This is a genomic window from Mesorhizobium marinum, assembly GCF_040813675.1.
Classification (GTDB): domain Bacteria; phylum Pseudomonadota; class Alphaproteobacteria; order Rhizobiales; family Rhizobiaceae; genus Mesorhizobium_K; species Mesorhizobium_K marinum.
In genome coordinates, this window is sequence record NZ_JBFOCI010000007.1 from 93,355 (window position 1) to 110,417 (window position 17,063).

Here is a 17,063-nt window from a genome sequence, read left to right on the forward strand (position 1 = left end):
CTATGGCGCGGTGTGGAAGTCGAGCACCGGTTCGGGGTTGATCTCGCCGTCATAGGACGCGTCGACATCGTAGCGGACAAGCGTGAACCTGCCGTTCCGGAAGATCCAGGTGCCTGAATCCGAGGCGTCGCCGACGCCGCGCCATTTGTTGGCCGACGTGATCGTCTGCGTGGCTTCGTCGTAGAACGAGTTCACCAGCGTGGCTTCCGTCGTGTAGCCGATGATCCCGATGCTATCGACTGCGCCCTCGACATTGTCGTCCACGTAGCGGATGTCGAGTTCCGGCACGGCGAAGCTGACCTCGCGAAGGCCGTCCGTCTCGTCGTACTGATAGTAGACGTGGTTCTCGTTGTATGCGCCGGCCCCGCAGTAGAAGCGGAAGAGCCGTGCCTCGCGCTCGGGTTCCTCGTCCGCGTCGGTGCTGTAGCGGAAGGGGATCGTGTACTGGTCTTCGCCAGGGCCCGAGCCATCGGGTCCGGGTTCGCAATCGGCGTGCAGGTCGAGGAACATCGTCCTGGCCTCTTCCAGCACCGCGTCCGCCTCGTCGGGCGGCGGGGCGTCCGGGCAGCTTTCGGGCAGCGCCTCATCGAAGGCGAGGTCGGACGGGCTCAACGATCCTTTCTCTATATGCATCGGCCGGAACGGCGGTTCCTGCACCGACGGATTGACCAGGCGCACGACGTAGCAGCCGGCAAAGACCTTCTCGCTGCCATCGGTCTGGGCAGCGAGGATGGCGACCGGAAGGTGGTAGAACGTGCTGCCGGCCGCGCCTTCGGATGCGACGGCGCCGGTGTAGACCTCGACGCCTGCGGTGTCAGCGTAGCCGGCGGCGAACGCGTCGGGGTCCGCTGCCGGCTTCTCGTCGCCGAAATAGTCCCAGGCGCGGGCGAATTCCTTGCGGTTGACGGCGTTGTAGAACGACTCGACGAGGGATGCGGCGCTCGACCGGTCGTCGAGATATGGCACCTCCTGCGCGGCTGCCTGCACGCAGGAGATGCCGGTCAGAAGCGCGCTTGCCGCGAATGCGCCAGCCAGGGACCGCATGGTCGAATCTCCGTTGCTCCGGTCAAGCATACCAGAGTTTGCGGCAGCCCGGTGGCACTTGCAGACCGGCAGTCGCACACCCCATCTCTCAGCATCGACACCTACCGGGAGAAAATTCGTGATTTCCATGTACGACGTATCCGTTCCGGTCTTTTCGGAGCGCCTGAAGGCGCTTGGCATCGTGCTCGCCAAGGCGGAGGCGAACGCCGTCGAGCGCAAGATCGATCCGCAGACCTTCCTGACGGCGCGGCTCGCGCCCGACATGCTGACGCTGACCAGCCAGGTCCAGATCGCGACCGACAGCGCCAAGGGCGCGCCCTGCCGGCTGGCCGGGCGCGAGGTGCCGCGCTACGAGGACAACGAGACGACATTCGCCGAACTGCACGCGCGGCTGGCAAAGACGCGCGACCTCCTGGCGACGTTCACGCCGGCCGACTTCGAAGGCTCGGACGAGCGGACGATCGCGATGAAGCTCGGCAGCTACGATATCCAGATGCCCGGCCTGCGCTACCTGCTCGACGTGGCGATGCCGAACTTCTACTTCCACGTCACCACGGCCTACGCCATCCTGCGCCACAACGGCGTTCCCCTGGGCAAGGCGAATTTTCTCGGCCGCGAATGACGAGCGCGCGCGACGGTGCCCGGCGCCGCCGCGTGCCGACCCTTCGCGCCCATCGCTAAAGTGCGCCTCAAACCGGCCAGTGAATATTAACGCACTGCGGCTAGGGTGCCCGAAAATCGCCGTCCGCCAGAAGGTCGGCCAAGGCAGGGAGGCTGTCACGAAGAAGAACCGCGACTTCGCGTCCCTGCTGGACGACCTGTTCGTCGCAGCGGAAAAGCCGGCGGACGCTCCCCCGCGGACGACCATTCCGTTCGACTATCTCGCCGTCGCGGAAGAACTGCATTCCGGCCGCATCCGGGTGACACCTGGCGACGCGGCGGCGGAATACAGCGCCGCCAGCGAGGACATAGAGGCGGAACTGCGGGCAGTGCTCGGAGCGGTCGGCGTCGAAGAGGCCGGCGACGCGGGCGAGGCGGCGCGCGCCGACATGCCGGCGCTGGAGGAGCTTTCGACCGAACCGGAGGCGATCGCGATCGAACTCGGGCTGGACGGTGCGGCGGAGGCTGACTTCGGCCGCCTGCGGCGCGTCTTCGCGCTGAAGAACCATCCGGACCGCGTTCCGCCGCAGTTGAGGCAGCGCGCGCTGCAGCGCATGCAGGTGGCGAACGGGCTGATCGACGAGGCCAAGCGCCGCGCGCTCGCCAAGGCGAGGCGCTGAGCGCAGGCCGGCGTTTTATCTGCCGGCAAGGCGTTCCATCCCCGGGAAAAACGGTCTACCACCCTGACCGAACCTCTCACGCGAATCTTCAGGAGCCGACCATGGACATGCGACGCCTCGGTCGCACCGACCTCTCCGTTTCGAGAATCTGCCTCGGAACCATGACCTGGGGGCAGCAGAACACCGAGGCCGAAGGCCTCGCGCAGATGGACCTGGCGTTTTCGCGGGGCGTCAACTTCCTCGATACGGCCGAACTCTATTCCATTCCCCCGAAAGCCGAGACGCAGGGCAGCACCGAGCGCATCGTCGGCAACTGGATGAAGGCGCGGGGCAACCGCGACCGCGTCATCGTCGCCAGCAAGGTCGTCGGCCGCACGCAGATGGAATGGTTCCGCGGGGGCCGTCCCTCCAAGCTTGTGCGGGCCGACATATTCGATGCGATCGACAAGTCCCTGCAGCGCCTGCAGACGGACTACATCGACCTCTACCAACTGCATTTTCCCGAGCGGAAGGTGATGTGGGGATCGAACCCGACCCGCTACGGCAAGTGGCCGGCGGACCGCTACGACGACGAGACGCCGATCGAGGAGACGCTCGGCGCGCTGGACGAACTGGTGAAGGCCGGAAAGATCCGCCATTTCGGCGTCTCGAACGAAAGCTCCTGGGGCGTCATGCGGTTCGTCGCCGAGGCCGACAAGGGCATCGGCCCGCGCGTGGCGTCGATCCAGAACGCCTACAATCTGGTCAACCGCACCTTCGAGGTGAACCTCGCCGAGGTCTGCGAACGCGAGGACGTGGCGCTGCTGGCCTATTCGCCGCTCGGGCAGGGCTATCTCACCGGCAAATACGCGAACGGCGCAAGGCCGGAAGGCGCGCGCTCGACGCTGTTCAACCGGGGCCAGCGCTACGAGACGCCGAACGCGGCGGAAGCCATCGCCGACTATTGCGCGCTCGCGCAGGACTTCGGCATGGAACCGGCGCTGTTTGCCGCCGCCTTCGTGCTCAACCAGGACTTCGTCGCATCGAGCATCATCGGGGCGACGACGATGGCGCATCTGGAAACCGCGCTCGCGGCCGCCGACGTGGCCTGGACCAAGGAGATGCAGGACGCGGTCGACGCCGTGCACCAGCGCGTTGGCAATCCCTGCCCATAGCCCGCCGCCGGACTTGGCTCCGGCGCGGCAAGCCTCTATGCCTTGGCAAATCGAGGCAGGGGACATCAGCATGCTGCGCGTGATCAAGGTGCCTACCGAGGGGGTCTATGTTCCCACCGCGCGCCGCAAGACGCTGCACCCCGAAACGGTGCGGCTCCTGGCTGAGGACATCGTCGAGAACGGGCTGAAGACGCCGATCCAGGTCCGCCACGACGGCAAGCGACATATCCTGGTGGAGGGCCTGCACCGCCTTGAAGCCATGAAATGGCTGGGCGAGAGCGAGATCGACGCCTATCTCGTGCAGGCGCGCAAGCATTAGCCGGGCATTCGCGCCGTCAACCCAGCCAGCGGGCGATGCGGTCGAGCGCGGTCTCCATGTCGTCGTGGCTGCCAGCGTAGGAGAAGCGCATGTAGCGATGGCCGGCCAGCGGGTCGAAGTCGCGACCGGGCGTCGCCGCCACATGCGCCTCGGCCAGCATGCGCCGTGCAAAGGCCATGCTGTCGTTGGTCAGCCTGGAGACGTCGCAGAAGGCGTAGAACGCGCCGTCCATCGGCGCGGCGAGCGCAAAGCCGAGTTCGGGCAGGCGGGCGGCCAGCAATTCGCGGTTCCAGGCATAGCGCGCCTTGACGGCCTCCAGTTCGGCGGTTGCGCCGAAGGCTTCGATCGCGGCGACCTGCGAGAGTTCCGGCGCGGAGATGTAGAGGCTCTGGGCGATCCGCTCGACCGGCCGCACCAGCTTTTCGGGAAGCACCATCCAGCCGATCCGCCAGCCGGTCATGCAGTAGTATTTCGAAAACGAGTTGATGACCGTCACGTCGGGGTCGAAGCCGAGCGCAGTGACGTCGGGGGCCGAATAGGCGAGGCGGTGGTAGATCTCGTCGGAGATCACGGCGACGTCGAGCGATGCGGCTTCCTCGATCAGCGCCTTGAGGTCGGCCTGCGGGATGACCGCGCCGGTCGGATTGGCCGGGCTGGCGAAGAGCACCCCTTTCAGCGGCTTCTGCGCATGCGCGGCGCGCAGGTGCTCGCGGTGCAGGTAGGCGGCGCCGTCGAGCTCGATCTCGACGACCTCGAGGCCGAGCGCGGCCATGATGTTGCGATAGGCCGGATAGCCGGGCGCGGCGATGGCGACGCGGTCGCCGGGATCGAACATGGCGAGGAAGGCCAGGTTGAAGGCTGCGGAGGACCCTGTCGTCACGGCGATTCGCGCGGCCGGCACGTCGACGCCGTAGTGTTCGGCGTAGTGCGCGGAGATCGCCTGGCGCAGCGGCGCAAGGCCGAGCGCGTCGGTATAGCCGATGCGGCCGCCGGCGAGCGCTGTCGCCGCCGCCTCGCGGACCGCGAGCGGCGCCGGGTCGGAGGGCTGGCCGACGGCCATGGACACGATCGGCTTTCCCGCCGCCTTGAGCCGGTTGGCCTCGGCAAGAATGTCCATTGCGTGAAACGGCTCGACGTCGCCGCGCCTCGAGATCGCTATCGCCATGTTCTGCCTGTTCCCTGGCCGGTTGCGCCGCACAAATGCCTGATTGATATGGGGATCACAAGTTCATGATGACTCAGGCTGCGCCTTTCCATCGTCGCTTCGCTCGTTTACCTGTCGTGACCGCCATGACCGGACCGCTTCGACCGCTGACCAGACTTGCCCGAGCCGCCGGAGCTATCGCGCTTGCGGGCGCAATCGTGGCCTCCGCATCGGTGGCCGCGTTCGCGCAGGGCAGGGTGCCGATCGTCCGCGACGCCGAGATCGAGGCTCTGGTGCGCGACTATGCGCGGCCGATCTTCAAGGCGGCGGGACTTTCGAAGTCGGGCATCGACATCATCCTCGTCAACAATCCGAGCTTCAACGCCTTCGTGGCCGGGCGGCGCATGTTCATCCACACCGGCGCGCTGCTGCAGGCCGAGACGCCGAACGAGATCATCGGCGTGATCGCGCACGAGGCCGGCCATATCGCCGGCGGCCACCAGGAGCGCCTGCGCGACCAGCTTGCCCGCGCGCAGACCATGGCGGTGATCGCCTCGCTGCTCGGCGTCGGCGCGGTGGCGGCGGGCGCGGCGACGAACACCGACGGGCTGGCCCAGGCCGGCGTCGGCATCGCGGCCGGCGGCGGCGAAGCCGTGCGGCGCGGCCTGCTCAGCTACCAGCGCGCCGAGGAGGCGGCCGCCGACCAGTCGGCGATCAAGTATCTCGAGGCGACCGGCCAGTCCGGCAACGGCATGCTCGTGACCTTCCAGCGCTTCCAGAGCGCCCTTTCGCTGTCGGGCGCCAAGGTCGACCCCTACAAGGTCAGTCACCCGATGCCGCGCGACCGCATCGCGAACCTCGAGACGCTGGTCAAGTCCAGCGCGCATTTCGGCAACAAGGATACGGCGGCGCTGCAGCTGCGCCACGACATGATGCGCGCCAAGATCGCGGTCTACACGCAGGGGCAGGCGGCGGCATCGCGCCTGTTCAAGAAGATGCCGGGCAGCCTGCCCGCACAGTATGGCGAAGCGCTGTCGGCGATGATCAACGGCAATCCCCGCAGCGCGTTGAAGAAGGCGGACGCGCTGATCAAGCAGCAGCCGGACAATCCGTATTTCCACGAATTGCGCGGCGACGTGCTCCTGCGCGCCAACCAGCCGGCAAAGGCCGCCGAAGCCTTCGCGCGCGCCGCCCAGCTCGACCCGGCGAAGTCGAGCATCATCAAGATCGAATACGGTCAGGCGTTGATCGCGACCGGCAAGCCGGAACAGCTGAAGAAGGCGGTGGCCGCAATCAATGACGGCCTGTCGCGCGACAAGGAGAACTTCAACGGCTATTCCTACCTTGCGCAGGCCTATGGCCAGCTGGGCCAGGTGCCGGAAGCCGAACTGGCGACGGCGGAAGGCTATTATTACAGCGGTAACTATCAGCAGGCGAAGATCTTCGCCATGCGCGCGCAGCAGAAGCTGAAGCGCGGCGAGCCGGCCTGGGTGAGGGCGCAGGACATCATCAACTACAAGGCGCCGAAGAAAAAGAAGTGAACCTTCCCGGCGCCCGCGGCGACAGAGCCGGGACAGAACTGGACAAAGGACGAGCGACGATGAGAAACGCGGTTTGGCTTGGCGGGACGGCCCTTGCGGTTTCCCTGGGAATGCTGGCGGTAGGTTATGTGGCCGGGCGGCCCGATGTCGCGAACGCGACGGACGCGCAGGCGCTGACGCTTGCGTCGGCCGACGGAACGGTCGACCGTTCGCAGGTCGAGACGATCATCCGCGGCTACCTGCTGGAAAACCCCGAAATCCTGATCGAGATGCAGCAGGCGCTGGAGACCAAGCAGCGCGAGGAGCAGCGCGTCGCCAACCTCGAGGTCATCAAGGCAGCCAAGGCCGACATCTTCAATGCCTCCTATGACGGCATCGTCGGCAACCCGGACGGCAAGACCACGATCGTCGAGTTCTACGACTACAACTGCGGCTACTGCAAACGCGCGCAGGAAGACATGCTGACGCTGACGGCAGCCGATCCCGACCTTCGCTTCGTGCTCAAGGAATTCCCGATCCTCGGCCCGGATTCGTCCAAGGCGCATGTCGTCTCGATGGCCTTCCGCGCCCTGATGCCGGAGAAGTACGGCGACTTCCACAACCAGCTTCTCGGCGCGCCCGGCCGCGCCACCGAAGCGACGGCGATGAAGATCGCGCTGTCGCTCGGCGCCGACGAGGGCAAGCTTCGCGAGGAAATGAAGAACCCGGAAATCGCCGCGGCCTTCGAGAAGACCTACGAGCTGGCCAATCGCCTGGCGATCACCGGGACGCCGTCCTACGTGGTCGGCAGCGAGGTGGTGTTCGGCGCGCTCGGACACGAGGTGCTGGCGCAGAAGATCGCCGAGGCGCGCGCCGGCGAATTCGACGCCGCCGCGAACTGATCGCCGGCGGGCCCTGCCTATCGCAGCTGGCTGAAGTCGTCCGGCAGGCCGTCATGGTCCGCCGGACAAGCCTCGACCCGGGCGACATGCGCCGCCGACGGGCCGATCCAGAACAGGTCGAGCATCTCCTGCACGGCGGCGTCGGCGCCGCCGACCAGCGCGGCGACCGAGCCGTCCGGCTCGTTCCTCACCCAGCCGCGAAGCCCGAGCGCACGGGCCTGCCGCGCCGTCCACATGCGGTAGCCGACGCCCTGCACGCGACCGCGGATGGATACGAGGACTGCCCTTTCGGTCATCGATCGATCCTTTCGAGCCGGGGCCTGCCGCCGAGACTAGCATACCCCGAGATCATGCGCGCCGAACCGGCCTTTCCTGCCGTTGCGTAACCCGGAAATGCAGCCGCGCGGACCGCGCTCGGGCGAAAACCGCCATTTGCGTGTCGCGAAGAATATGCACTATGGGTGGCGGCGCTGGGAACAAAGCACTTGAACGAACCGAAGATACGAGCCGTCGAACGAGAACGCCCGCTGTTCGGCGCGTCGGCGCCGCGCACGGCGGTGATCGCCCCGCTCTCGGCGGCGCGCTGGCTGCTGCTGCTGGTGATCGCGGCGGGCGTGTATTTCTTCCACGGCTTCATCGTTCCGGTGCTGGCGGCGCTGGTGATCGCCTTCGCGAGCTGGCCGCTCTACCGCAGGCTGCTCGACGCCGTCGGCGGCAGCCGCACCGTCGCGGCGAGCATCGCGCTGCTCTTCATCCTTGCGTTCCTGATCGTGCCGATCATGCTGGCCAGCAGTTATGCGATCACCGAAGTCCGGGAATGGGTGGGCTGGGCGCTGGAAACCAACCGCGACGGCGCGCCGACGCCGCTGTGGATCGCCGACCTGCCCATTGTCGGCGAATGGCTCGACCTGCAGTGGACGACCCATCTCGCGCATCCCGGCGGGATCGGCGAGGTGATCCAGCTGTTCAGCGGCGCCAACATCGGCAGCATTTATCGCGGCGTGGTGGCGGCCGGCGGCAGCGCGTTCGGCCTGCTCCTGACGCTGCTCTTCATGCTGATCGCCCTGTTCTTCACCTATCGCGACGGCGAGACGTTCGCCGCGCAGCTCGATCGCCTCGGCGAGCGCATCCTGCCGATGCGCTGGGAGCGGATTTCGCGCGTCGTGCCAGCGACCATAAGCTCCACCGTGACGGGCATGACGCTGATCGCCATCGGCGAGGGCGTGGTGCTCGGCATCGCCTACTGGATCGCCGGCGTTCCGTCGCCGGTGACGCTTGGCGCGCTGACCGGGCTGATGGCGCTCATTCCGGGCGGCGCGCCGCTTTCGTTCACGCTGGTGTCGATCTACCTCGTGGCGTCCGGGTCGCCGGTCGCGGGCGTGGCGCTGTTCCTGTGGGGTTCGATCGAGCTCTTCATCGTCGACAAGACGCTGCGGCCGAGACTCGTGGGAGGGCCGATCAAGCTGCCCTTCCTGCCGACCTTCTTTGGCCTGATAGGGGGCGTGAAGACGATGGGCCTGCTCGGCCTCTTCATCGGCCCGGTGCTGATGGCGATCCTGGTGTCGATCTGGCGCGAATGGCTGCACGAGGTCGATACCTCGGCCAGTCCGGCCGCCGCACCGGACGAGGCGGACATAGCCGCCGCCGAGCCGCGATCGGCTGTCGCGGCCGAGCCGGCGCCCAAGCGCGCCCGGCAAATGCCACATTCCGGTTGAAAGTGGCGGCGCGGAGACGGTTCAGGAAACCATGACAGACAGTGCGCCATACCGGCGCCGGACGGCCGGCGCCCTTGCCCTGATGTGCCTGCTCGCCCTGGCGGGCTGCCAATCCATGGGCGGCGGCGGAGCCGGTCCCGGCGTCGGCGCGTCGTCGTCCGGCGCGACGTCTCTCGCGGCGATCCGTTCGGAGCACGGGCTTGGGCCCCTGCAGCCGGACGCGCGGCTGGAGCGCGCCGCCGCCCAGCAGGCCGGATACATGGCGAGTGCTGCCTCGATGACGCACCGCACGGGCTGGGGCAAGGATTTCAGGACGCGCATGCGCGAGAACGGCATCGAGGGCGCCGCTGCCGAGAATGTCGCCTTCGGCAGGATGAGCACCGAAAAGCTGTTCTCGATGTGGATGAACTCGGCAGGCCATCGGCGCAACATGCTTGATCCGCGCTTCTCGCACTACGGCCTTGCCTCGGCGCAGGACGCGCAGGGGCGCAAGTACTGGGCGCTGGTCCTCGGTCGCTGAGGCCTCCTCAGGCGGGTTGGCTGATCGCCGCCGCGGCGCGCCGCCGCCTGCCTTCCATCAGCTGCCATACCGAATGCGCGACGAGCGCGACGACGAGGATGACGCCGCCGACCAAGGCGTTGCCGGACGGCTTCTCCAGGAAGATCAGCCACATCCAGACCGGCGCGAGCACCGTTTCCAGGAGGTAGAACATCGCGACTTCCGGCCCGGTGATGTAGCGCGGACCGGTGGCAAGGCAGAAGAACGAGAGCGGCATGATGATCGCGCCGTTGAGAACGATCCACCAGGGCTGCTCGACGTGGAAGCCGACGCTGCCGACCATGACGGCGGCGACCCCGAGCGGCAGGACCACGCCGACCAGCGCGGCGAATCCCATGTCCTCGCCGCTGGCCCGCGAAATGGTGATGGCAGAGGCGATGGTGAGTGCCGACGCGGCCGCCAGCAGGTCGCCCAGTAGGTTTCCGGCGCCGACCGAATCCCAGACGATGATCAGGATACCCATGACCATGACGGCCATGGCGAGCAGCGTTCCCGCGCGCGGTCGCTCGCCGAGGAAGATCCAGGAAAGCAGCGCTGCGAACATCGAGTTGAAGGCAAGGATGAAGACAAGGTTCGCCGTCGTCGTGTTGTAGACGGCCGAGACGAAGAAGATCGATCCCAGCCCGTAGAGCCCGGCGACCATCAGCCCCTTGCGGCCGGGCACCAGCTTCGGCGCGTTCGGCGTGACAAGGCGCCAGACCGCCCAGATCACCAGCGCGGCGAGCAGGGTGACGCCGGTGCGCAGCAGCAGGACCGACCAAGCCTCGCCGTCGGCGAGCTTGAGGAGCGGGATGTCGATCGTCAGCGCGAGTCCGCCGATACCCGTGATGAGAAGCCCCTTGCGGTGGTCGGTCGAAAGCGCTGGCATGAGATGGGGGCTGCTCCGGGCAGATGCGGCTGGAAGCCCCTGTCCGGCGAAGGGGCGCATGAATGCACAGGCCTAGTTGGAAATCGTCGTCGAGGCTTGCTCCACGGGGAGGCCGGCGTGCGGCCAGCGAGGCTAGGCCGGCTCGTAGCGGTCCCAGCCCTTGGGACCGAGATGCTCCTGCGGGAGGAAGCGGACCTTGTAGTCCATCTTGCGCGAGCCGTTCACCCAGTAGCCGAGATAGACATGCGGAAGCCCGGCCGCGCGCGCCCGCTCGATGTGGTCGAGGATCATGAAAGTGCCCAGCGAGCGATCCTCGAACTCCGGATTGAAATAGGAGTAGACCATCGACAGGCCGTCGGCCATGCGGTCGGTGAGGGCGACGGCGATGAGTTCGCCGACGCCGCGGCCGGTGACAAAAGTGTCGGGGCCGCGCTTGCGGTACTCGATCACCTTGGTGTCGACATGGGTGTCCTCGACCATCATCGCGTAGTCGAGCACGGTCATGTCCGACATGCCGCCCTTGCGGTGGCGAGCGTCGAGATAGGTGCGGAACAGCGAGTATTGCTCGGTCGATGGCTGTGCGTCGTGCATTTCGCCGATCAGGTCCGAATTGCGCTGGGCGACGCGGCGCATGTTGCGCGTCGGCCTGAACTCGTCGGCGAGGATGCGGACCGAGATGCAGGCGCGGCAGCTCTCGCAGGCCGGGCGGTAGGCGATGTTCTGGGAACGGCGGAAGCCGCCCTGCGTCAGCAGGTCATTCATCTCCGGCGCCTTGTCGCCGACAAGATGGGTGAAGACCTTCCGTTCGAACTGGCCGTCAAGATAAGGACAAGGCGACGGCGCGGTCAGAAAGAACTGCGGCGACTGTGTCGGGTGCTGCGTCATCGCGTGGCTGAAGGGTCCTGAAGCTGCTCCCTGCGAATCTCTCTACCTTGAAGCGCGCGGCAGAAAATTCAACTGGATTGTGCAGGCGATGATGCGCCAGCCCCGCCGCGGCGGTCAAGCATGAGACAGGACGCGTGGCTAACGATCGGCGCGCGTGACGGCTGTGCCGAGCAGCAGGTCGTGCAGCGTGCGCTTGCGGTCGGCGAAGAGCGAGACGAGCAGGACGAGCGGCGTCAGCACGACATTGGCGGCCCAGAACAGCACCGAATGCACGACGGCGAGCATGCCGTCGACGGGGCGGCCGTCGAGACGGTCGAGCCGGATGCCGGCCATGCGCATGCCAATGGTGGCCTGGTTGGGTCCGCCGAGCGTGTTCCAGATGTAGATCAGCGCGACAGCCGGCCCCAGGATGCCGAACAGCGCCCAGCCGAGGCCGAAGGTCAGCAGGCCAAGAACCGCGACGAGGATGGCGAACGGGATGAGCAGGATGGCGACGATCAGGTAGTCCAGCAGAAAGGCCATGATGCGCCTCGTGCGCACGCCGTCATAGGCGCGCACGTCGTCGAGGCGGGTGGCGATGATCTCGCCGTTCAGGATTCCAGTGTTCACACGTCGCTCCAAGGCGCAGGCAGTTCGCGCCTGCCCGGGAAACATGGTGAAGGGCGCCCTCCGTTTCAAGCGGGTCGGCCACGCCCGCTGGCCTCCCGACATGCGCTGTCAAAAAAGTTTGGGGTTGATGTCGATTTCGCGCGCCCCAGTTCGTCCTATGGGCGAACGCAATGGAGAAACGTCATGCCGAAAATGATCTTCGTGAACCTGCCGGTCGCCAACCTGGCGCGCTCGACGGCGTTCTACGAGTCCGTCGGGGCCGAGAAGAACCCCCAGTTCAGCGACGACACCGCATCCTGCATGGTCATTTCCGAGACCATCTTCGTGATGCTGCTGACGAACGAGAAATATGCGCAGTTCACGTCCAAGACGATCGTCGACGCGAGGACCAGCAGCGAGGTGCTGATCGCGCTGTCCGCCGACAGCCGCGACGGCGTCGATGCGCTGGTCGGCAAGGCCAAGGCTGCCGGAGGCGTACTCGATCCGACGCCGACCCAGGATTACGGCTTCATGTACGGCCGCAGCTTTGAGGACCCGGACGGCCATATCTGGGAGATCGTCTGGATGGATGTCGAGGCTGCCACCGCCGGCGGCCAGACCGCCGCCGCCTGAACACGCAAACAAGGAGGACAAAGCCATGACCGTCACGCTTTCGAAAGTCGTTCCCTTCCTGTGGTACGGCAAGGACGCCGAGGAGGCGGTTCGCCTCTATGTGTCGCTTGTCGCGAATTCGAGCCTGGACAATGTCTGGAGGCTGTCGCCCGATGCCGAGAATGGCCCGTCCGGCCCGGTCAAGGTCATCGAGTTCACGCTCGGCGGCGTCAAGTTCAACGCCATGGAAGCCGGCCCGATGGACACGTTCAACCATTCGGTGTCCTTCGTCATCAACTGCACCGACCAGGCCGAGGTCGACCGGCTCTGGGACGCGCTCGGCGAGGGCGGGACCTATGAGGCCTGCGGCTGGCTGAAGGACCGCTACGGGGTGTCCTGGCAGATCGTCCCGATCGAGTTCATGGAGATGATGAAGGACAAGGATCCGGCACGCGCCAAGCGCGTGGCCGATGCGATGATGAAGATGGTCAAGCTCGAGGTCGAGCCGCTGAGGCGGGCCTATGAAGGCGCAAAGGCCGCCTAGACGCCGGCGCGCGGCGGAGCCGTCGAGGCCCGGACGACCAGTTCGATGTCCATTGTCTCGCGGCGGATCCGGCCGTCGAAGGCCAGGATCATCTCCACAGCCCGGCGGCCCATCGCCGCCATCGGCTGGGCAACCGTGGTGAGCGGCGGCTGCGCCACGGCGCCTTCGGCGACGCCGTCGAAACCGACGACCGAGACGTCGCCCGGCACCGAAAGGCCGCGCCGGGCGAGCCAGTCCAGCGCGACCAGCGCCATCCTGTCGGACATGCAGAGGACGGCGCTCGGCGGATTGGCCACCGAGAAGAAATGGTCGAGGCCGGCCTGCGTGGTCGCCTCGTCGTTGAGCGTCTCGTAGATGGGCACCGACGCCGGATCGATGCCGGCCTCCAAGATTGCCTCGAAATAGCCCGCGATACGGTCCCGGGTGGCCGAGTAGGCGGCCGTTCGCGCCTTCTCGCGGGTTGCGGGGCCGTGTCCGCCGGCGTCGAACTCGAGCGACAGGATGGCGATGCGCCGGTGGCCGAGGCCGGTGAGGTGGCGGGCGGCGAGGCGCGCGCCGGCGACGTCGTCGACGCCGAGCGCGGCGATCGTCGGGTCGTCCTGGCCGAAACTGAGCGCGACGAAGGGAAGGCCGCGCTCGCGGGCCAGGTCGACCAGGCGCGATCCGTCTTCGAGGCAGAACACGACGAAGCCGTCCACCAGCGCGCTCCGCACGTTCCAGGCCAGCTGTTCGCCATTGGCGGCCGAGACCAGCGAGATGCCGGCGCCGGTCCTGTCGCAGGCCTCGCTGACGCCCGACATGACCGCGCGCGCGAACGGGTCGTCGAAGAAATAGGAGAGGGGCTCGGCGGTGGCGACGCCGATCGCATTGACCTTGCCGGCGCGCAGCATGCGGCCACGCGGGTCCGGCCCGGCGTAGCCAAGCGTTTCGGCCGCGGCCATGACGCGTTCGCGCACCTCGTCGCGGACGACCTCCGGCCGGGAGAACACGTTCGAGGCGGTGCCGTGCGAAACGCCCGCCGCCCTGGCGACATCCGCCAGCCTTACCGGTTTGGTCTTCGATCCCACCTGAACCACCGTCAGCCTTGCCCGACCGGACCATAGCACTGTGATTGGATCGGTTCAAATTTGCTTGACGCGGTCTTTTTCAGCGCTAAAATTGAATCGATTCAAGATGCGAGAGCCGCGATGCACCCCGTCAATTTCCTGTTCGACGAAATCATGCGCAAATACTGGGGGATCCACCCCGTGCCGGAACGCCCCGAGCGGCAAAGGCGCGAGCGCCCGTTCTGGCGCCTGCCGCGCCGGCGCGGGGGCAACGAAAAGCGCTAGCGCCGCGGGCTGACGAGACAAGACCGCTTTCATCCCGCAGCGAATTGGGCCTAGATGCAGGGCGGGAGGACGGCCCGCCGGGCGGGCCGGCGACAGGCCATGGACAACGAACTGCCACGCCAGATGCGCCAGGGGCCGCTTTCGGCCAACGAGTTCGTCACCACCGTTTCGCATTTCCACCGTGCCGAGATCGCCCGCATGGCCGGGTGGCGCGACCGCATCGACCGCACCACGAACTGGGCGATCACGGTCGTCGCGGCGATGCTGTCTGTGTCGCTCTCGACGTCGAGCGCGCATCACGGCGTGCTGATCTTCGCGATGCTGCTGGTGCTTTTGCTGCTGTGGATCGAGGCGCGACGCTATCGCTTCTTCGACGTCTACCGGGCCCGCGTCCGGCAGTTCGAGCGGCACTATTTCGCGCAGATATTCTCGCCGCAGGAGGACCATGCGGCGAACTGGCTGGCCATCGTGGGCGAAAGCCTGCGCACGCCGCGGTTCCACGTCTCGCACGGCACCGCCTTCGCCCGCAGGCTGCGCCGCAACTACATCCACATGTTCACGATCCTGGTCATCGCCTGGGTGCTGAAGATCTCGACGCCGAGCCTGCAGCAAGCGACCGCCGGCGCCGGCCTCGTGCACTCGGCGGCCGAAAGCGTGAAGAACGCGACGCTGGGCCCGCTGCCGGGATGGCTGGTGGTGGCGATGACGGCGACGTTCTACCTCGCGCTGCTGGTTTCCGCCTTCGCGTTCGGACGCACCGACACCGACATCTCGGAAGGCGACGTGCACGTCTGACCGGTCAGGTCAGCGGCCACACCAGCAGGAGCGCGGGAACCGCGACGACGACGACGAGGACGGACAGCGGCAGGCCGAGCCTGGGGTAGTCCGAGAAGCGGTAGCCGCCCGGTCCCATGACCAGCGTGTTGCTCTGGTGGCCGATCGGCGTCAGGAAGTCGGAGCCGGCGCCGATTGCCACCGCCATCAGGAAGGCTTCCGGCCGGTAGCCGAGCGTCGCGGCGAAGCCGGCGGCGATCGGCGCCATCACCAGCACGGTGGCGGCGTTGTTGAGGAACGGCGTCACCGCCATGGCGGCGACCAGGATGAGCGCCAGCGCGCCGTAGCCGGGCAGCGCGCCACCGAGGTCGGCCAGCACGCCCGCGATGACGTCTGTCGCGCCGGTGCTGCGCAGCGAATCGCTGACCGGGATGAGGGCGGCCAGCATGACCAGGATCGGCCCGTCGATGGACGCGTAGAACTCGCGGACCGGGACGACCCGGAACAATAGCATCGCCACGGCCGCCGCGAAGAAGGCGATCTGCACCGGCACGAGGCCGAGTGCTGTCGCGCCCATGGCGGCGACCAGGATCAGCACGGGAACGACGCCGCGCCGCACGCTGCCGAGCCTCACCGAGCGCTCGACAAGCGGCAGCAGGCCGAAGTCGCGAAGAAACTGCGGCAGGTTGAGTTCGCTGCCCTGCAGAACGACGACGTCGCCGACCCGCAGCCGGACGCTGCTCACCTTCTGGTCGAGGCGTTCGTTGGTCCGGCTGACCGCAAGCAGGTTGATGTTGAAGCGGTCGTAGAGGAGCAGGTCCTGCGCCGACCAGCCGACGAGGCTGGAGCTCTCGCCGATGACCGCCTCGGTCGCGATGGTCTCGACGCCGCCGCCCTCGGCGACCTTGCGGTCGCCGCTGATGCTGAGCTTGGTCTGCGCCACCATGCTGTCCAGCGACTCGTGGTCGCCCTCGACCAGCAGCGTGTCGCCGACATGCAGCACCGCGTCGGGAAGCGGCGTGATGCGCAGGCTGTCGGACCGGATGATCGACGTGACGGCGACGTCGGCGCCGGTGATCTTGAGCAGGTCGGCGACCGTCTTGCCGACGATGGTGGACCCTTCGACGACCCTTGCTTCGGCGACGTAGTTCTTGATGTCCAGCGCTTCGCTGAGCGCGGCATCCTTGCGGGTGCGCTGCGGCAGGATCCAGTAGAACAGGATGAGGAAGATGCAGCCGGCGGCGGTGAGCGCCAGCCCGACCGGCGTGAAATCGAACATGGTGAAGGGCTCGCCGGTCAGGTCCTGGCGCAGGCTCGAGACGACAACGTTGGGCGACGTCCCGATCTGCGTCATCAGCCCGCCGAGCAGCGAGGCGAACGCCATCGGCATGAGAAAGGTCGACGGCGAGACCTTGGAGCGCTCGCCGAACTTGAAGGCGATCGGGATCATGATCGCCAGCGCGCCGATGTTCTTGACGAAGGCGGACAGCACAGCAACGACGATCACCAGGATCGCCAGTTGTGCGCGCACGGACGTCAGTTCCGGCAGGTATCGGTTGAGGACGTACTCCATGATGCCGCTGCGCGCGACGCCGGCGCTGACCAGCAGCGCGCTGCCGACGATGATGACGATGTCGTTGCTGAAGCCGGAAAAGGCCTCGTCGAGCGGAACCACGCCGACGGCGAGCGCGGCGAGCAGCGCGAGTGCTGCGATGAGATCATAGCGCAGCCGGCCCCACACGAACGCCGCCATCATCAGGACGATGACGGAAAACGAGAGAATCTGGGGCAATGTGAGCATGGGCACTCTTGGTTGGCGCGCCT

Annotated in this window: 20 protein-coding genes; 12 read left to right on the plus strand and 8 right to left on the minus strand. The window is 67.0% G+C overall.

The genetic code is table 11. The features are described 5' to 3' along the window. On the minus strand, positions 1-1,044 hold the full coding sequence (locus ABUE31_RS19650) for a DUF1176 domain-containing protein (RefSeq protein WP_367725433.1): 1,044 nt from the start codon (positions 1,042-1,044) through the stop codon (positions 1-3). A gap of 127 nt (positions 1,045-1,171) precedes the next feature. On the opposite strand from ABUE31_RS19650, the gene ABUE31_RS19655 reads away from it, so the two are divergent. The 4 genes from ABUE31_RS19655 (at position 1,172) to ABUE31_RS19670 (ending at position 3,797) form a co-directional block, all read left to right on the plus strand. Continuing rightward, complete coding sequence (locus ABUE31_RS19655; RefSeq protein ID WP_367725590.1) at positions 1,172-1,666, plus strand: DUF1993 domain-containing protein; 495 nt, start codon at positions 1,172-1,174, stop codon at positions 1,664-1,666. Between the two features lie 79 nt (positions 1,667-1,745). Next, a complete protein-coding gene (locus tag ABUE31_RS19660; protein ID WP_367725434.1) occupies positions 1,746-2,324 on the plus strand; it encodes a hypothetical protein in 579 nt (192 codons plus the stop codon). 101 nt (positions 2,325-2,425) lie between these two features. After that, positions 2,426-3,478 (plus strand): aldo/keto reductase, encoded by a 1,053-nt coding sequence (locus tag ABUE31_RS19665; RefSeq protein ID WP_367725435.1) that lies wholly within the window; start codon positions 2,426-2,428, stop codon positions 3,476-3,478. Positions 3,479-3,548: 70 nt separating this feature from the next. Next, positions 3,549-3,797 carry a ParB N-terminal domain-containing protein gene (locus ABUE31_RS19670; protein WP_367725436.1) on the plus strand — a complete coding sequence of 83 codons (249 nt, stop codon included), beginning with the start codon at positions 3,549-3,551 and terminating at the stop codon, positions 3,795-3,797. 16 nt (positions 3,798-3,813) lie between these two features. Here the strand turns inward: ABUE31_RS19670 and ABUE31_RS19675 are convergent, their stop codons facing one another. Further along, positions 3,814-4,962, minus strand: coding sequence for a pyridoxal phosphate-dependent aminotransferase (locus tag ABUE31_RS19675; protein WP_367725437.1), 1,149 nt, complete (start codon positions 4,960-4,962; stop codon positions 3,814-3,816). A 125-nt stretch (positions 4,963-5,087) separates the two neighbouring features. Here ABUE31_RS19675 and ABUE31_RS19680 point away from each other — a divergent pair, with 125 nt between their 5' ends. After that, on the plus strand, positions 5,088-6,482 hold the full coding sequence (locus tag ABUE31_RS19680) for a M48 family metalloprotease (protein WP_367725438.1): 1,395 nt from the start codon (positions 5,088-5,090) through the stop codon (positions 6,480-6,482). A gap of 59 nt (positions 6,483-6,541) precedes the next feature. Then, complete coding sequence (locus ABUE31_RS19685) at positions 6,542-7,363, plus strand: DsbA family protein (protein ID WP_367725439.1); 822 nt, start codon at positions 6,542-6,544, stop codon at positions 7,361-7,363. A 17-nt stretch (positions 7,364-7,380) separates the two neighbouring features. Here the strand turns inward: ABUE31_RS19685 and ABUE31_RS19690 are convergent, their stop codons facing one another. After that, the gene (locus tag ABUE31_RS19690; RefSeq protein ID WP_367725441.1) at positions 7,381-7,659 is read right to left on the minus strand and encodes an acylphosphatase; all 279 of its coding nucleotides are present in this window, start codon (positions 7,657-7,659) and stop codon (positions 7,381-7,383) included. A gap of 189 nt (positions 7,660-7,848) precedes the next feature. On the opposite strand from ABUE31_RS19690, the gene ABUE31_RS19695 reads away from it, so the two are divergent. Then, entirely contained in the window at positions 7,849-9,078 is a 1,230-nt protein-coding gene (locus tag ABUE31_RS19695; protein WP_367725442.1) for an AI-2E family transporter, read from the plus strand. Between the two features lie 31 nt (positions 9,079-9,109). Further along, entirely contained in the window at positions 9,110-9,598 is a 489-nt protein-coding gene (locus ABUE31_RS19700; RefSeq protein WP_367725443.1) for a CAP domain-containing protein, read from the plus strand. Between the two features lie 7 nt (positions 9,599-9,605). On the opposite strand, the gene ABUE31_RS19705 is transcribed toward ABUE31_RS19700, so the two are convergent. The 3 genes from ABUE31_RS19705 to ABUE31_RS19715 all read right to left on the minus strand — a co-directional run bounded on the left by ABUE31_RS19705 (position 9,606) and on the right by ABUE31_RS19715 (position 12,044). Further along, positions 9,606-10,505, minus strand: a complete 900-nt coding sequence (locus tag ABUE31_RS19705; RefSeq protein WP_367725444.1) for a DMT family transporter — start codon at positions 10,503-10,505, stop codon at positions 9,606-9,608. A 132-nt stretch (positions 10,506-10,637) separates the two neighbouring features. After that, the gene (locus ABUE31_RS19710; protein WP_367725445.1) at positions 10,638-11,390 is read right to left on the minus strand and encodes an arginyltransferase; all 753 of its coding nucleotides are present in this window, start codon (positions 11,388-11,390) and stop codon (positions 10,638-10,640) included. Between the two features lie 138 nt (positions 11,391-11,528). Then, positions 11,529-12,044, minus strand: a complete 516-nt coding sequence (locus ABUE31_RS19715; RefSeq protein WP_437344163.1) for an RDD family protein — start codon at positions 12,042-12,044, stop codon at positions 11,529-11,531. 138 nt (positions 12,045-12,182) lie between these two features. Here ABUE31_RS19715 and ABUE31_RS19720 point away from each other — a divergent pair, with 138 nt between their 5' ends. Beyond that, entirely contained in the window at positions 12,183-12,611 is a 429-nt protein-coding gene (locus tag ABUE31_RS19720; protein WP_367725447.1) for a VOC family protein, read from the plus strand. A gap of 25 nt (positions 12,612-12,636) precedes the next feature. Then, a complete protein-coding gene (locus ABUE31_RS19725) occupies positions 12,637-13,134 on the plus strand; it encodes a VOC family protein (RefSeq protein WP_367725448.1) in 498 nt (165 codons plus the stop codon). On the opposite strand, the gene ABUE31_RS19730 is transcribed toward ABUE31_RS19725, so the two are convergent. After that, positions 13,131-14,201, minus strand: coding sequence for a LacI family DNA-binding transcriptional regulator (locus tag ABUE31_RS19730; protein ID WP_367725449.1), 1,071 nt, complete (start codon positions 14,199-14,201; stop codon positions 13,131-13,133). The two genes, ABUE31_RS19725 and ABUE31_RS19730, sit on opposite strands and share 4 nt — an antisense overlap. Before the next feature lie 60 nt (positions 14,202-14,261). On the opposite strand from ABUE31_RS19730, the gene ABUE31_RS19735 reads away from it, so the two are divergent. Beyond that, positions 14,262-14,465 carry a hypothetical protein gene (locus ABUE31_RS19735; protein ID WP_367725450.1) on the plus strand — a complete coding sequence of 68 codons (204 nt, stop codon included), beginning with the start codon at positions 14,262-14,264 and terminating at the stop codon, positions 14,463-14,465. A 99-nt stretch (positions 14,466-14,564) separates the two neighbouring features. Continuing rightward, positions 14,565-15,260, plus strand: a complete 696-nt coding sequence (locus ABUE31_RS19740; protein ID WP_367725451.1) for a DUF2270 domain-containing protein — start codon at positions 14,565-14,567, stop codon at positions 15,258-15,260. A 4-nt stretch (positions 15,261-15,264) separates the two neighbouring features. On the opposite strand, the gene ABUE31_RS19745 is transcribed toward ABUE31_RS19740, so the two are convergent. Further along, a complete protein-coding gene (locus ABUE31_RS19745; RefSeq protein ID WP_367725452.1) occupies positions 15,265-17,040 on the minus strand; it encodes an SLC13 family permease in 1,776 nt (591 codons plus the stop codon). Positions 17,041-17,063: the final 23 nt, after the last annotated feature.